Raw genomic sequence first — 15,222 nt, forward strand, 5'->3', positions numbered from 1 at the left:
TGTATGAATTGGGGGGTAATATATGTTATTGAAAGATAAAGTAGCAATAATAACTGGAGCAACGAGAGGAATCGGTAGAGAGATTTTGTATCGCCTAGCTGAGGAAGGTGCAAAGGTTATTGGACTCTATGCAAATAATGATACGGAAGCAAAAAAAATCCAAAATGATTTTATAAAAAGAGGTTTATCAGTAGATTTTTATAAGGGATCAGTAGTGGAACGTTCTTATATTAATTTTGTTTTTAATGAGGTTAAAGAGAAATATGGGAAAATTGATATATTAATTAATAACGCAGGGATTACTAGAGATAATTTTATTACTCAAATGAATGAAGAAGATTGGAAAAAAGTTATAGAAACAAATTTTTTAGGAACATATACATGTTGTACAGAAGTAATACCTTATATGTTGGCTCAAAAATACGGGAAAGTTATTAACATGGTATCTGTTACAGGTGTAGTAGGGAGAGAAGCTCAAGTAAACTATGGGACTTCCAAAGGAGCGATGATTGGATTAACAAGGTTATTATCTAGACGTTATGCACAAGAAGGTATTTATTTTAATACAATTGCTCCTGGCTTAATTCAAACTGAGATGATAGATACTGTTCCAGAACATAAAATCGATAATTTTTTACAATATACGAATTTGAAAAGAGTAGGTACAACAAAGGAAGTAGCAAATGCAGCAGTATATTTATCAAGTGAATTATCAGATTATGTATCTGACGTTGTATTAAAAGTTGATGGTGGTTTTTGTAGATAGGGAGGTAAAGTAAAATGATTAAGAAATTCCTTATAACAAATGGAGATATTCATTTTAACCAATTGTTATCTAATCATTTATTGGAAAAAGGTCATTCAGTAGCAATGGTATTTTCTAATCAAGAAACTAGTGAATGCTATCAAAAAAGTATTCAAGTGAACGGAGAATTTTATCCGCTAATTTGTAATGAATTTACAGAAGAAACAGTTAATTTTTTGTTTGAAGAAGTTAAAGGAAAGTTAGATGGATTGGATATATTAATTCATGGAAACGAAGAAATAGATGAATCGCAATTTTTTGCCGAAGCACCAATTTTATTTGGTGAAGTTATTTCTGAACATTTGAGACGAATCTTTTTGTTTAACCAGTGCGCGGTATCGTATATGATGATTAAAAAAAGAGGACAAATTATTTATCCATTAATTTTTGATACTTTAGCATATGTGGGTTATCCTACTTCTCCAATTTTAAATCATGCCAAAATATCCATGATGAAATGCTTAGCGAAGGAAATATCTGCGTTTAAACTTAAAATAAACGCTTTGACTTTAGGATATTCAGATAATGAATTTAGTAGATTAGAAAAGAAAGAAAAACAAAAAAGTTTAGAAATCTTCGGTTTGAAACCAAAAATTCAAAAAATGAATGAGTTAATAAAAGGGATCGACGTACTCGTTTTAGATGATACTTTTATTAGCGGTCAAAACATACATATTACGCCTGGAATAGAAACGACTATCTAATTCTAATATGTTTTATAAAATATTAATTATTTCGAAAGAGGAAAAATATATGGAACAAACAATGATGAATAGCGTTCTAACAAAGAGACCACATGAACTGTTGTTACAAGCACCACCTTTTTTATTTATTGATAAAGTTTTAGAATTTGAGAGTGATACAGAATCAATTTTATGTGCAAAGTATTTAGCTTATAATGAACCGTATTTTAGCGGGCATTTCCCTGGTAAGCCCATTCTTCCAGGAGTTCTTATTATAGAGATGGCGGCACAAGCAAGTATGTTGTTAATTCTTGGGATGATGAACGAGGAAGAACCACAAGTTGGCTATTTAGTGAGGACGAATAAATTTAGCTTTATTAATCCTGTGTATCCTGGTGATTGTTTAAATGTTCGTGCAACTATGGTTAAAACAATCGGGAGTTTTATGACAACAAAGATTGAAGTTGTTTCTATTTCTTCAAGTAAAATAGTAGCAAAAGGTGAATTAGTTCTTACCATTTCAGAATAAAGGGGCTTTAAGGTATCATGATATTAGGAGTTGGTTTTGATTTAGTTGAGATAGAGAGAGTTTCGCGAATATATAAACGATCACCAAGAATATTACAAACTTTTCTTACGAACAAAGAAAAAGTTTATTTTGATCAGATTATGAATGAACACAGGAAATTTGAATGGCTGTCAGGAAGATTTAGTGCGAAAGAAGCTGCTATAAAAGCGATTTCTTCAGGATTGGGAATTTTGGTTAAATTTACAGATATTGAAATACTATATGATGAACTAGGAAGACCTACTATATGTTTAACAGATGAGATTCAAAGTAAGTTGTTATTTCGGGTAAATTGGAATTTATCGATTACTCATACGAAAACCACTGCGGGTGCCTTTGTCATTATTGAAAAAATACTATGATAGCAAGGGGATTATATATATGGTAATAGAAATGTATATTTTAAATGAGCGAGAAATAAAAAAAGAAATTACAAAAACACTACAAGAACCTTTTAATTCAATTTTTATAAATCAAATAGTGTCTAAAGAACAAAAATTTCAAGCGCTACTTTGGGTTTATATAACAGCATTTAAGAATGAATGTCTAACAGATGAATATTTAAATGCTTTTTATTCAATTTTAACGCAAGAATATGGACTATTAACTGATGATAACGTACAGGTCCTTTCTATGGCTGTTATTCTAATGCAAGAAAGTCATGCCTTTGAACAAATAGGGATGAGTCTTGTAATATAGGTCATATCAAATCTTTTATTATCACTAAACCTCATTCATACGTATAAGAATGGGGTTTTATTTATTATAATTAAATTACTATAACTTGATTTACAAATTCAAAAAAAGTTGTTATAATTAACTCGATATAAACAATGTTAATATTAATGTTGTTAATATCGAGTTAATTAGTACTATTACATTTATTAATAAGGAGCGTTTGATGTGAAAGGAAGAGATGTTGTTTTAGGTGTTTTAATGAAAAAGAAAATGTCAGGGTATGATATAAAACTTGTTTTTGAAGATGTTTTCTCTCATTTTTTTGATGGAAGCTTCGGTATGATTTATCCTACTTTAAGACAATTAGAGAAAGAAGGAAAAATAAAAAAAGAGATTGTAGCTCAAGAAGATAAGCCCAATAAGAAATTATACTCTATTACTGAGGAAGGGATAAAAGAGTTTCATCAGTATTTAGAAACAAATGTGGAAAAGGATATTTTATGTTCTGACTTTCTAATGCGTATGTATTTTGGAGAATATAAAAATTTATTAGAGATTAGAAAATGGATTGAGGAAGAGATAGAAAGAAAGGAAAAAAATATAGAGGATCTTCGTACTAAATATAGCACATGGCAAAAAGGATTAACTTTTGCTCAAGAAATTTGTTTAGATGTTGGAATTTCACAATATCAAGCCCAGGTTATAACTTTAAAAGAAAAATTAGCACAACTCGATTTGTTAGAAGAAAGTGTAATGAAAAAAAACTAGAAAGCGTTTTTGAATAAAAAAGGTGGATTGTTTATGGAACAAAAAAAGGGGTTTAAAATTGTTTTTTTAATGTGTCTAGGGATTTTTCTTTGCATGATAGACACTACAATTATGAATATTGCATTGCCTGCAATTCAGTCAGACCTTAATACATCTTTAGAAAAAATGTCGTGGATTCTAAATGTATATACTATGTCTATCGCTGTATTTGCTATTCCGTTGGGACGTATTGCTGATATTTTTGGTAAAGCAAAAATTTATATAATTGGTTTATTTATTTTTGGATTAGGATCTATGTTATGTGCTTTTGCAAATAGTGGAGAACTTTTAATTCTATTTCGTTTTATACAAAGCATAGGGGCAGCGATATTATTTCCTACAGCCATGGTCATTGGGGTTTCAGCAGTACCTTTAACAAAAAGAAACAAGGCACTTACTATTTTAGGAGTAACGCAGGGGCTATCAGCAGCAATTGGTCCCGCTGTAGGTGGTGTAATAACAGAACAATTAGGATGGAGATGGGTATTTCTTGTTAATGTGCCAATTAGTATAGTAGCTATCGTTTTATGCTTTATTATGTTGAATATAAAACATGAAGAACGTGTTCAAGCAAAAATCGATTGGATTGGGTTAGTATTATGTAGTTCAACTATCTTTTCTTTGACCCTTATCTTGGTTAAAGGTAATGACTGGGGTTGGTTAAGTAATATAGCGTTGATTTGTTATGGAATTAGTATTATTTCTCTTATCTTGTTTATTACAGTTGAACGGAAAGTTTTAGAGCCAATGGTAAATTTACAATTATTTAAAGATCGCATTTTTGTAGGCGCTTCTTTTGCAGTAATTTTGAGTAATATGTTTTTAGTAGGAGTAACTGTTTTATTACCAACATTTTTAACAAGATTACAAAATAAGACGGAATTAGAGGCGGCTTTTCTTGTAACACCAATTTCAGGGATGATTTTTATTGTTTCACCATTAGCACCTTTACTTTTAAAAAGGTTTGGTAAGGTTGCTGTTGTTTTTGCTGGTTTTCTTATAATGAGTATGTCTTATTATTGGTTACAAACTATTGGGGTGTATTCTACTAATGAAGAAATAATTATTCCTTGTATGTTATTAGGAATTGGCTACGGATTAGTGGTAGGGCCAATTACTATTTTAGCGGCATCTTCTTTTGAAGGAGAGATGTTAACAGTCTCACAGAGTGTGGTTTCAATGTTAAGACAATTTGGAATTGTATTAGCTGTTGCAGTTTTTGTATCAACTTTAACTCATAATATCTCAATTAATACTGATAAGGTATATAAGTATGCAGATGAGCGAGTACAAAAGATACAGGTAGACAAAGAAGAGCAAAGAAGAATTTTAGAAATAGCTAAAGCTAAAATCGAGAGTAAAAGTGTTAAACAAGGGGATCAAAAAGAGTCGCAAAGAGACGATACAATTTTAAACCAAGAAGAAAAGTCTAAATTAATTGAACAAAAAGTGATTGCAACTTTAAATACAATACCAGTGCAGTATCAAGAAGCTAAAAAAGAGGAAATAACAAAACAAGTAACTCAAGAAGTAGAAAATAAAATGGAAATAATGAAAGAACAGGTCAATGAATTTTCTGATGATGTGAATCATTATACTGAAAATAAAATGGCAGAAAGTTTTACCGATTTATATAAAATAAGTGCACCGATTATATTAATTTTAGGGTTTATTAGTTTTCTTTTCTATGAAAGAAAAAAGAAAATCAATAATTTGTAATATAATATTTATTATATTTAAAATAACTAAAGGATTAATAGATATTGATAAGGATGAATTGGATATGACATATAGGAGTAAAATAAGTAAAATTCATAGAATAACTCTCCCAGTTCCAGGGGCTATTGGTAGTGTACATATTTATTTAATAGAGGGTAAAGAACTTACATTAATAGATGTAGGGATTAATACTAAAGAATCATGGGAAGTTTTAACGGTAAAATTAGAGGAACTAGGATATAGTCCTTCTGACATAAAACATATTGTTCTTACGCATCATCATGCCGACCATGTCGGCTTGTTAGATTATTTTCCAGAGGGTATTAAAATTTATGGGCATTTTAAAACCGATCCTTGGATTAATCGAGATACTATTTTATATCAACAATTTGAGTCTTTTATTAATACTTATAAAAGTATATATGGTATTCCTGAGAATTTTCAAAGTAAACTGTTACATATAAATGATAGTCTTTCATTATCATGTAATCGTTCTCTCACTAATTTTATTTCAGAGGGAGATGAAATACCAAGTATTCCGGATTTTAAAATTATAGAAACACCGGGTCATTCGTCTACGCACATTTGTTTATATAGAGAAAAAGATGGAATATTAATTGGTGGAGATATACTAATCCAAAATGTATTTTTAAATACGATGCTTGAACCGCCTGGTTTAGCGGAAACAGAAAGACCTAAGTTACTTGTTCAATATAATGAATCCGTCGAAAAACTAAAACAACTTCCAATAAAGAGTATTCTTCCAGGACATGGAGAGGAAATTCTTGATATGCATGCATTAATTGAACAACAATTGAAAAAACAGAAAAAAAGAATGAAAAGAGTAATTAGGATACTAAATGATAAACCTCAAACAGTTTTTGAAATATGCACCAAATTATTTGTAGGTTTTTACGAAATTCAGTTTCTTTTAGCATTATCTGAAACGGTAGGAATACTAGATTTATTAGAGAAAGAAAAGCAGATTGAAATGAATTGTTTGCAAGGGGAATGGTTGTATCAAATTTCCAAATAAATTATTAAAAGTGGCGTGTTTTAAAAATGTATAAGTTATTATATAGACTCTTTCCAATACGGAAGGAGTCTTCTGTAGGAAAACGATAAAAAGACATAAAAAAGAGTTTTTAATTATGAAGAAGCTAGTTGCAACATTTGCAGCATGCCTAGGTTTATCAACAATCAGTGCATACGTTGCATCTACAGAAATATCAGGAGGAGTTGATCTTGACCCTATTTTAATAGAGTATCGAGAGAAAAGTAGATATATAAAGATTCTCACTAAATCCATTGAAGGTTTAGGGTGATTGTTAATTACATTTTAATCGCTTTCTATAGCATATTTACACATCAAAAATAACGTGAAAGTATAAAAGTAGTTATGGAGATTCTGTTGGTCTTAAATATTTGAAATATTCCATAAAAACAATTGGAAACAAGTTGCATAAATGTTAAAATTAAATATAAGAATGACAGGATTTTATTAAATATAAAATTCTTGTATTTTTTTCTTGCTTAATTTTGTAACTTTTGAAATAAAGTTTTACAAACAATATTAAAATTTTTTCAGTTCAATATTAGAATTTATATGAATCTGAATGTAAGGAAGGTTTTGGGGATAATATGAGAAAAAATCAAAGCTTAAAACGTTTAGGAGTCACGGCATTAACTATGGGATTATTAGGTGCAGGGATTCTACCAAGTAATTCTTATGCAGATGAAGGGGATATTACTCAAGTACAATCAATTTCGTCTAACAAACCTACAGAAGGACGAGTATTGAATTATATTGATGCCAAAGAAAGTAATGAATTTCTGACTGATAAGGAAGTTAAATCAATTAATCTATCTGCTTTAAATGCTATATATCAAGAAGTGAAAAACATTACTGTCAGTAAATCCGAAGACGAACTAAATCGAATTGTAGCTGAAAAGATTAAAAATAATCAATCAGTATCACTTCGCTCCGCATATTCATTTCAAATACCTGGATTTGGAACATTAACTGATGCTGAAGTTGATTTGGCCAAGAAAAATCCATTCGAATTTGTAACTTATGGGGCTTGTTCCGTTTTAGCGAAAACAACTTCAGAGAAATACTACAGCAACTCAACACTTTATCAAGGAAATGGTGATGCTTTTAGGCACTCTTTTTGGAATGCAGTCCTTTCTAAAGAATTAGGTGCTATTAAAGGTCGTGATGTGGGTGTTGCAAGAGCAAAAGTTTGGACAGATGCCCATGAGCAATATTCTAGTGGCGTTGATAAGGAAATGGACCTGTATAATAATGAAGTTGGTAGAACGATTGCTTACAACAATTATTCATGGAGCATTAATCAATATAGTAGTCACATAAGAAATGAAGTTGCAAATGGTTCAATGGTTAGAATCGCTGAAGACAAACTAGTTAGAACTAATGGCGATCTTTAATAAAATATCTTAATAAAAAAGAATTTATACTATATAAATTCTTTTTTATTTCGTATAAGGCAGAATCAATATGAGATAAGAGAATTCATATGAAAAAATACCCTATAGAATAATCTATTCTCTCTTTATATTAAAAACAAAAAGTTGGTTGTTTCTGAAATAAACTTTTTGTGCAAATAATGAGCTTTTCAAAATTAACGTATGAATAATACTAGGAAATGTTAAGTGATAAGCTTAAGTTATAAAAATTTAAACACTCCAAGCCATTAGTTAATAATAGAACATTATAGAGTGTTTAAATTTTTACAAAATGAATACAGTGAAGTTTGTAAATAGAAGGGTGTGATTATTTAATCTAAAAAAACAAATGACAACTTCGCACGAAATACCAATTTTACGAACAATAAGATGTATAAATAAAAATCAAATACAGTATTTAGGGATTTCTAGCTCAATTACATGAATCTTAGTATATTGGCATCTGTCTATATAATTCATATTTTATATAGGAATCATTAAATACTGAACAATTTATTGAAATTATTCATAGTAAATTACCTTTTACTATATAAGATTTTTTCTTATGTTGATCTAATTAACTCCTCATAATTATGATTAAATTAACCAATTCATGTTAGATAACGAATTTTAAACTGTTTTCATATATTGATTTTTTGCATGAATTTATATATAAAAATTGTTTATTTTACATACATTTATATGTAGTTTTTGCACTAATTTTTATGGTTTTATACAAATTTATCACTTAGTTAGCCATAATTTTCATTTGATTAACTACACTATACCATTCAGTTTTGAGCATACTTTAGTATTTCATAATTTAATTATGTAAATAAGTTTGTGTAAAAATTGAATTTTATGCGAACTTGTGTTCGCATTCATTTTCTGTTATAGTATATATGAGGTGATTTTTATGGATTACAGCAAGCAACGTCAAAAATCCGTACATCGTAAAAAATTATACGAGAATCTAAATGAAATGCCCTTTTACATAGAAGAATTTGTGGAGTACAAAGAATTGCATGATGCCTCTCCCTCCACCCTACTGAATTATGTATATGATTTTAGAGTCTTCTTTAATTGGTTATTATCCGAACAAATTATTGAATTAAAACCTATTAAAGACATATCCTTCTCTGATCTGGAGAATTTAAAGAAAAAAGATGTTGAAAACTTTATGAGATTCTTAAAATTACAACAAAACATGCAGAATTCCTCTGTTAACAGAAAAATTTCGGCCTTAAAGTCTTTATTTAAGTATCTTACCTCCCTTTCAGAGAATGAAGATGGAGAATGTTATTTTTATAGAAATGTAATGGCTAAAATAGAAATACATAAAGATAAAGAAACATTAAATGCTCGTGCAAAGCGTATGAGATCTAAAATATTCCATAATGATGACGATCAAGAATTTTTGAATTATGTTAAATATGAACATGAAAAATCTTTAACAAAACATCAGTTGTTCTATTTCCTAAGAGATAAAGATCGTGATGTAGCTATTCTCTCCCTCTTTCTTGGTAGTGGTATTCGAGTAAGCGAATTGGCCGATCTTCGTATGGAAGATATAAACTTAAAAGAAAGACTAATTGATGTAATCCGAAAAGGAAACAAAGAAGATTCTGTATGGATTACCCCAATTGCATTGAATGATCTTGAAAAGTATATGGAAATCAGAGATAACAAATATGCTCCAGGGAAAGAATTGAAAAATGTGTTTTTATCGAAATATAAACATACTGCACAACCTCTTTCAGTTAGAGCTATCCAAGATATAGTAGAAAAGTATACTAAGGCCTATGGAAAAAGAATGTCTCCTCATAAATTAAGACATACATTGGCAAATAAATTATATATGGAAGAAAAAGATTCATTACAAGTGATGCAGCAACTTGGGCATACCAGTCAAGATACAGCTTTGTTATACACTCAACTTGGGGAAACAACTATTAAAGATAGTCTAGGAAGAATAGGAAAGAATAAATAATAAAAGTTCAGCAATTTTGCATTGCTGAACTTTTATTATTTCCCTTGATAAGAGAAGAGATTTAAAATCTATGGTAAATTTACTTAATTTCGAAATTTATTATGTAAAAAATATAGAGTTTAAATTCTACTTTAATTAGAATTTAAACTCTATATTAATAGGATAATATTAAATAACAGTTTGTTAGGGCCATAATTCGATCTATCCAGCATAATGCTTCAGTTTCGTATAAATCAGAGTTCATCATCTATAAATTCATCATTATATTTTTTATTTTTAAAAATATTCATTATTTTCCTCATAAATGACTTTTTGCTATCAACTTCTCTAGAGTAACAAACTCTACAAATCGTATCATTAGTTTCAAATTTATTTAATACTAGTTTTTCTTTTCCTAATTTTTTTGCGATGCAAGTGCGATGCTGGCCATCTCCAAATGATATATGTCCGCAATTATAAAGATAGGCATTTATATTGGTATTTTTATTGAACCAATCTTGTTTAGTCATGTGTGCAGCTAAGAGTTTACAATAGTCAACTGATCCTTCACTGAAATGTTGATTTAGTTCACGTTTTTTTATTTCATGATACTGCTCATTGGTTAATTGCAAAGAACAAATACCTGTTCGTACTTTAAAACAATCATATATTCCTAATTCAAAAGCGTATGAGTATTCTTGAGGATTAATGGTTTTTGTCAAAAAATAACACTCCCATCCAAATCTCAGTAAATAGATTATATCATATATTTCCCATCATTCATGAGTTCGTTAAATGTGAATTTAACGAACTCTTGCATTGTGGGAAGTAGACTTCCCCTCTTACTCCATAAATGTATAAGGACATGAAAATGGATACTCTTTGGACAAGAAAACAAGTATTAAACGAATCTTCTTTATTGGTAATTAGATATTTTACGTTATTAATTAGTATCCAGTTTCATTTCCTTCTGCATAAAAACATATTTTACGATAAAGAAAAAGAATCCATTTTGAAAAAAGATTAATCAAAATAGATTCTCGTGTTAGTCATATAAAATTATTTTTTATACAAGGGTTTAATCTAAGACTCCCAAAAAACTTCTTAAATCAATATTTCATTAAATTTCACGAAGGTTTTTAATTTAAACCTCATTTTAAAGCTATAACTATATTTGTGTCCACCCTTATAGTACTATTCTATTGTAATGCTCCAATCTCCATCTGCTTTTACTCCAAAACTATACATCCCTGAATCTTTGAAAACGTGAGAAGAAGAACCTTCATAAGAACCTATTTTATTCACTAATAAATTCTGATCATTCACTTTAATAATAAAGTTTCTTGAACCTGTATGTTTTAACTTAACAATATGATTTCCGCTTGGGATATTAATGAATACTACATCATCACCATGCCCGTTAATTGTCCCTGGAACCGATTCTGATACAAGTGGTGTTTCTTGCGTTATTGCTACATTCCAATTGCCACTCGATTTCACTTCTAAATAATATTCTCCACTAGCCGGAATTGTAGTTGATACTTCTCCTTTATAGCTACCAATTGTATTTACTAACAATCCAGCGTCATTGCCACTAGCATTTTTTAAATGTACAATAAAGTTTCTTGAACCTGTATTATTAAAATCAAAAAATGCCAAACCTGACTTTAGATTGACTTTATTTGTGACAGAATCACCAGATCCTTCTAATTTTTGTTTATTATTTTCGTATGCTTCTTTTAGTTTTTTATCAGCTTCTTCTTTAGCAATTCTTTTTTCTTCGTTCATTCTATTTTCTTCTTCTTTAATGAAATTTCCTAAAGAAGCTTCATCAGTTAATGTTTCTATTTTAGTAACTTCTTTTGCATTTAATACTACTACTACAATTTGCCCATCTTTAGTATCAAATGAGTATAATCCGGCTGGGTTGTAATTGTTATAGTTTCGAACTTTTATCTTACTGTCTTCTTTTTTTTCTTCAAATTCCTTTATACTCATCCCGATAGTAAACATTGATTTAATTTCTTCCGTACTATACTGTTTGCGAGTAGGTTCTCTAGATTCTTCTTTTGTATCTACTTTCTCCACATCTACAGCAGGTTTCTTTTGACTTGTAACATTTCCATCGCTACTTTCAACACTTGTACTATATGGAATTACATTGTCTAGTATGGTATATGTGGTAAATGCAATAAGAACCACAATGAAAGTTTTTAATTTTCCCGACTGTTTTTTTACAAATTGTATAATTAGTTTTACTGTAGCGCATGCTCCAATAATAAACGTTATTGCAGCAAATCCACCTCTTACTCCAACAGAAAATCCAGATACAATTAAAGCAAGACCGAATGGTATAGCAGCAATTTTAAGCCATATGATAGCTGGTTTTTTTCTTATTTTCTGTATTAGTGAGTATACTAATAAACCGATTGAAGCAAATACTAAAATTGTTATCAAAATGTCCATACTATTAAGTTCTCTCCCTACAATAATTAACTTAGTAAATATTACTACTCCAGTTATTATAATAACCTAATATAATACAATAAGGAAGTGATGATGTTTTTTTATGAAATACAAATAGGAATTCTATTTAGATAACTATATTTTTAACAATAAAAGGAATAACTGTACGAGAATATGAAAATTGATACCTTTTAGACAAGAAAGTAGATCCTTCATGAATGTCTTTTGTTACTTATCTAGAATTAAATTTTAGTCGAACTTCACGGTTAATTAGGTTTTACTGTGAGGTAAAAAGAGAGCTATGCTCTCTTTTTTATGCTATTTACTAGTTAAAATTGTTTCAAATTCAGTTAAATTAGTTGAAGCATTACTAAACTTTTGTTCAGAAAGTTGACGGGATTTTCGTGCTTCTTTCATTCTGTCTTCCATTGGAGCTACACCTCGTATTCCTTGCAATATAGCATTTGCTGCATTTTCTCTATAATTTGCCGCAAGACCAAACTCTTCTCTAAATTTATTTATTTTTTCTTTTAGAACAGGGTCATTTATTTTATCAGCAGCATTAAAATTGATATTCACTTTTGACAATTCCCTGTATTTAGTTGATACAATCTCCATTTGTTTTTGTAAAGTATTTTGGTCTACAGTTGCTGGAGTCTCCCCTTCTTTGTTGAAAACTGATTTTACTTCTTGATTCCATATATCATTATACTCTTTTATCATGGAATCAATTTTAGGTTTAATTTCATTTTTGTATGTAACAGTATCCTTATCTGAAGAAGATTGAGGTTGTTCTTGTTTATTGGTAGTCCCTGTATAATGCTGATCTATATTAAATCTAATTTTATATTTTCTAGTTTTTGCAATTTTCATTTCTGGGCTTTGTTTATGGATTTCAAAAGTAAAATCAACCCAGTTTAAAGCTTCAAAATTTGTGTCGTTTACCTCATATATAACCCTATTATCCTGTGCAAGTTCGGGTGTATCTTCTTGTGGATTCTCAATTTTCATAGTTGGATTTAACCTATCGCTTTTCATAGGTTTATCTGGTGTCATTTGATGCCCTTGATCAGTTGTGGCCTGTATCTTACTAGTATTAAGAATAAAAGTGGAATTAGATGTGTTATCAATTGTAAAGGCTATACTAATAGAGCCAACATCTTTCCCCTTATAAACGGCTTTCTTATTACTTAAAAATAGTTGGTTCATTGATACTTTAAGTCCGTCAAAGTTATCTTCGAATTTTGCATTATCATAAATTATGAAATGCTCATTATTTGTGGCATTATGACCATTAGGACTATATCTATAGGAACCCGCATTAATAGTTGTATTTATTTCTTTCACCAGCACATCTTCTTTTGTATCTTTTTTCTGTTTATCGTTTGTTTTTTTTGTGCTCTCTTGCTTTGATTTTTCCGCTGTGCTAGCAGTATCATTAGATTCACACGCTGTCATCCCCATTAATAAAGAGCTACATGTTAAAGCTGCTAATAATTTCTTGTTCAAAATTTATTTCCTCCAAATATTCAAATGTAATATTTATTATAACAAATTAAGTTGCCTGTTTTGCTATTTTTAAAAAGTTCCCACTTTGGTGTCTTAGTTTAAAGAAGTACCCATTTTCTTGTCTTGATATGTGGACAAGAAAATGGGTACTAAATGAACTGTATCCGTTAATAGTTCAGCATTTTACAATATAAAATAGGTTCCTACTTTCATTTTTAAAACTTAATTGGACAAGAAAATCCAAACTGAAGTTCTATAGATTTACATAACTAAATACATGTAATCTTGTGTGAACGTATAGCTTTACATACCACGTTACTTTTATTTATAAAGAAAAGACATCCAAAGATGTCTTTCTGCTCTGTAACAGATTTAAATACATAGTGTATAAAAAATAGACAAGATAGATATGCTAGCCTGCCAGCAATCGATTCTCTTATAAATCTCATAAGTATGACTTTGACAAGTAATGCTAAGAATATCGGTATAAACAGTACCATAGCAAGTTTGATTGCTATGTCATTAATTGTTGCTTTAGAAAGATCAAGCATCCTATATTAACTAAAAACCTATTTTTAGTGTAGCTACTACAGTTCTTATAGTGTTGCAGCTAATGTAGCATCTGCAATGTGATACTAGAAACGCCTTAATTATTAAAAAAGTCTAATACACGGTTATTTATATATTGGGGATTCTCCATAGACATCAAATGACCTACATCCCTCACCAATTCTATAGTTAGATTGGGTGATGAATTTTCAGCATATTTGAAAGCTTCTATTGGATTATACATTACTTCATTCTCTCCTAACATTAATAGCATAGGAGTTTTAATTTCGGATAATTCTTGATTTGTAAAAACATATGGGAATCCCTGTTCTATTTTTGTTTCTTTTTTTACTGAATTATTCCACATCATTCCTGCTATTAATTGTTCTTGAATAAACGGATGAATAGTGTATCGATTATCAAAAATCCAATCTAAAAATTCTACTACACCTTCCCTACTATTCATCATTCCTGAAGCATAGGAAAAAAACAATGGATGAAAAGGAATATAAGTTGCTGCAGGACTCATTATTACAGCTTTATTTACCTTCTCTGGAAAAAATGTCAAGAAGTTAACAGTATGCAAAGCACCATATGACAACCCTACAATGTTTGTGTTATTAATTTCTAATGTATGTAGTACTTCTTTTAACCACAGTGCGTAACTTAAGCGATCTGTAAAGCCTTTTTGGGGAACACTTTTATTTTTATCGCCTAAAATGTCAATACATATTATTCTATAATGGTTACTCCAGTGTAAAATATTTGGATACCACATTGTCGAACTCATTTTCGCTCCATGGAGTAATACGAGAGGTTGTGCTAATTTAGTACCACTTTCAATAATATGGGTCTTTCCTTGAGATGTTTCCACAAAATAAGATGAAAAACTAGTTGGCCATAATTTTAGACTTTTTTCATAAGATTGTAGATAATTAGTTTCTTGATATTTTTGTTCTAAATGCTTCATTTTAGTCCCCTCCACATAGCTCATTTTCATAGT

Annotated in this window: 15 protein-coding genes and 1 pseudogene; 11 read left to right on the top strand and 5 right to left on the bottom strand. The window is 29.6% G+C overall.

Annotation, left to right across the window (positions count from 1 at the left end; translation table 11 throughout):
* Positions 1-22: 22 nt before the first annotated feature.
* The 11 genes from AC2CGR_RS22435 (at position 23) to xerS (ending at position 9,716) form a co-directional block, all read left to right on the top strand.
* Positions 23-766 carry a 3-oxoacyl-ACP reductase family protein gene (locus AC2CGR_RS22435; RefSeq protein ID WP_000924699.1) on the top strand — a complete coding sequence of 248 codons (744 nt, stop codon included), beginning with the start codon at positions 23-25 and terminating at the stop codon, positions 764-766.
* 14 nt (positions 767-780) lie between these two features.
* Positions 781-1,509: an SDR family NAD(P)-dependent oxidoreductase gene (locus AC2CGR_RS22440; RefSeq protein WP_000591615.1), complete on the top strand. Its 729-nt coding sequence runs from the start codon at positions 781-783 to the stop codon at positions 1,507-1,509.
* Positions 1,510-1,558: 49 nt separating this feature from the next.
* Positions 1,559-2,017, top strand: coding sequence for a 3-hydroxyacyl-ACP dehydratase FabZ family protein (locus tag AC2CGR_RS22445; protein WP_243870342.1), 459 nt, complete (start codon positions 1,559-1,561; stop codon positions 2,015-2,017).
* Positions 2,018-2,034: 17 nt separating this feature from the next.
* Positions 2,035-2,418 (top strand): holo-ACP synthase, encoded by a 384-nt coding sequence (acpS, locus tag AC2CGR_RS22450; protein WP_484481164.1) that lies wholly within the window; start codon positions 2,035-2,037, stop codon positions 2,416-2,418.
* 19 nt (positions 2,419-2,437) lie between these two features.
* A complete protein-coding gene (locus AC2CGR_RS22455) occupies positions 2,438-2,755 on the top strand; it encodes a hypothetical protein (RefSeq protein WP_000234215.1) in 318 nt (105 codons plus the stop codon).
* A gap of 204 nt (positions 2,756-2,959) precedes the next feature.
* Positions 2,960-3,502, top strand: a complete 543-nt coding sequence (locus AC2CGR_RS22460; protein ID WP_061401925.1) for a PadR family transcriptional regulator — start codon at positions 2,960-2,962, stop codon at positions 3,500-3,502.
* Positions 3,503-3,535: 33 nt separating this feature from the next.
* Positions 3,536-5,260 carry a DHA2 family efflux MFS transporter permease subunit gene (locus tag AC2CGR_RS22465; RefSeq protein ID WP_484481165.1) on the top strand — a complete coding sequence of 575 codons (1,725 nt, stop codon included), beginning with the start codon at positions 3,536-3,538 and terminating at the stop codon, positions 5,258-5,260.
* Positions 5,229-6,296, top strand: coding sequence for an MBL fold metallo-hydrolase (locus tag AC2CGR_RS22470; protein WP_248139907.1), 1,068 nt, complete (start codon positions 5,229-5,231; stop codon positions 6,294-6,296). The genes AC2CGR_RS22465 and AC2CGR_RS22470 overlap by 32 nt, the downstream gene beginning before the upstream one ends.
* Positions 6,297-6,411: 115 nt before the next feature.
* Positions 6,412-6,585, top strand: coding sequence for a hypothetical protein (locus AC2CGR_RS22475; RefSeq protein ID WP_484481166.1), 174 nt, complete (start codon positions 6,412-6,414; stop codon positions 6,583-6,585).
* 316 nt (positions 6,586-6,901) lie between these two features.
* Positions 6,902-7,708 carry a DUF6973 domain-containing protein gene (locus AC2CGR_RS22480; protein ID WP_484481167.1) on the top strand — a complete coding sequence of 269 codons (807 nt, stop codon included), beginning with the start codon at positions 6,902-6,904 and terminating at the stop codon, positions 7,706-7,708.
* Between the two features lie 934 nt (positions 7,709-8,642).
* Positions 8,643-9,716: a tyrosine recombinase XerS gene (xerS, locus tag AC2CGR_RS22485; protein WP_061401921.1), complete on the top strand. Its 1,074-nt coding sequence runs from the start codon at positions 8,643-8,645 to the stop codon at positions 9,714-9,716.
* Positions 9,717-9,949: 233 nt separating this feature from the next.
* On the opposite strand, the gene AC2CGR_RS22490 is transcribed toward xerS, so the two are convergent.
* The 5 genes and pseudogenes from AC2CGR_RS22490 to AC2CGR_RS22510 all read right to left on the bottom strand — a co-directional run bounded on the left by AC2CGR_RS22490 (position 9,950) and on the right by AC2CGR_RS22510 (position 15,189).
* Entirely contained in the window at positions 9,950-10,417 is a 468-nt protein-coding gene (locus tag AC2CGR_RS22490) for a hypothetical protein (protein WP_400502162.1), read from the bottom strand.
* A gap of 472 nt (positions 10,418-10,889) precedes the next feature.
* The gene (locus tag AC2CGR_RS22495) at positions 10,890-12,161 is read right to left on the bottom strand and encodes a tripartite tricarboxylate transporter TctB family protein (RefSeq protein ID WP_484481168.1); all 1,272 of its coding nucleotides are present in this window, start codon (positions 12,159-12,161) and stop codon (positions 10,890-10,892) included.
* A 318-nt stretch (positions 12,162-12,479) separates the two neighbouring features.
* The gene (locus tag AC2CGR_RS22500) at positions 12,480-13,670 is read right to left on the bottom strand and encodes a ribonuclease (protein WP_484481169.1); all 1,191 of its coding nucleotides are present in this window, start codon (positions 13,668-13,670) and stop codon (positions 12,480-12,482) included.
* Between the two features lie 362 nt (positions 13,671-14,032).
* Positions 14,033-14,221: pseudogene (locus AC2CGR_RS22505) on the bottom strand (hypothetical protein); the annotation flags it as partial.
* Between the two features lie 95 nt (positions 14,222-14,316).
* A complete protein-coding gene (locus AC2CGR_RS22510; RefSeq protein WP_484481170.1) occupies positions 14,317-15,189 on the bottom strand; it encodes an alpha/beta fold hydrolase in 873 nt (290 codons plus the stop codon).
* Positions 15,190-15,222 lie beyond the last annotated feature (33 nt).

The sequence above is a fragment of the Bacillus sp. LSHTCR4 genome, assembly GCF_057197025.1.

Coding starts and splice junctions, on each gene's coding strand:
- acpS (WP_484481164.1), top strand. CDS start 2,035: ATGATATTAGGAGTTGGTTTTGATTTAGTTGAGATAGAGAGAGTTTCG.
- AC2CGR_RS22465 (WP_484481165.1), top strand. CDS start 3,536: ATGGAACAAAAAAAGGGGTTTAAAATTGTTTTTTTAATGTGTCTAGGG.
- AC2CGR_RS22470 (WP_248139907.1), top strand. CDS start 5,229: ATGAAAGAAAAAAGAAAATCAATAATTTGTAATATAATATTTATTATA.
- xerS (WP_061401921.1), top strand. CDS start 8,643: ATGGATTACAGCAAGCAACGTCAAAAATCCGTACATCGTAAAAAATTA.
- AC2CGR_RS22435 (WP_000924699.1), top strand. CDS start 23: ATGTTATTGAAAGATAAAGTAGCAATAATAACTGGAGCAACGAGAGGA.
- AC2CGR_RS22495 (WP_484481168.1), bottom strand. CDS start 12,161: ATGGACATTTTGATAACAATTTTAGTATTTGCTTCAATCGGTTTATTA.
- AC2CGR_RS22455 (WP_000234215.1), top strand. CDS start 2,438: ATGGTAATAGAAATGTATATTTTAAATGAGCGAGAAATAAAAAAAGAA.
- AC2CGR_RS22440 (WP_000591615.1), top strand. CDS start 781: ATGATTAAGAAATTCCTTATAACAAATGGAGATATTCATTTTAACCAA.
- AC2CGR_RS22445 (WP_243870342.1), top strand. CDS start 1,559: ATGGAACAAACAATGATGAATAGCGTTCTAACAAAGAGACCACATGAA.
- AC2CGR_RS22480 (WP_484481167.1), top strand. CDS start 6,902: ATGAGAAAAAATCAAAGCTTAAAACGTTTAGGAGTCACGGCATTAACT.
- AC2CGR_RS22475 (WP_484481166.1), top strand. CDS start 6,412: ATGAAGAAGCTAGTTGCAACATTTGCAGCATGCCTAGGTTTATCAACA.
- AC2CGR_RS22510 (WP_484481170.1), bottom strand. CDS start 15,189: ATGAAGCATTTAGAACAAAAATATCAAGAAACTAATTATCTACAATCT.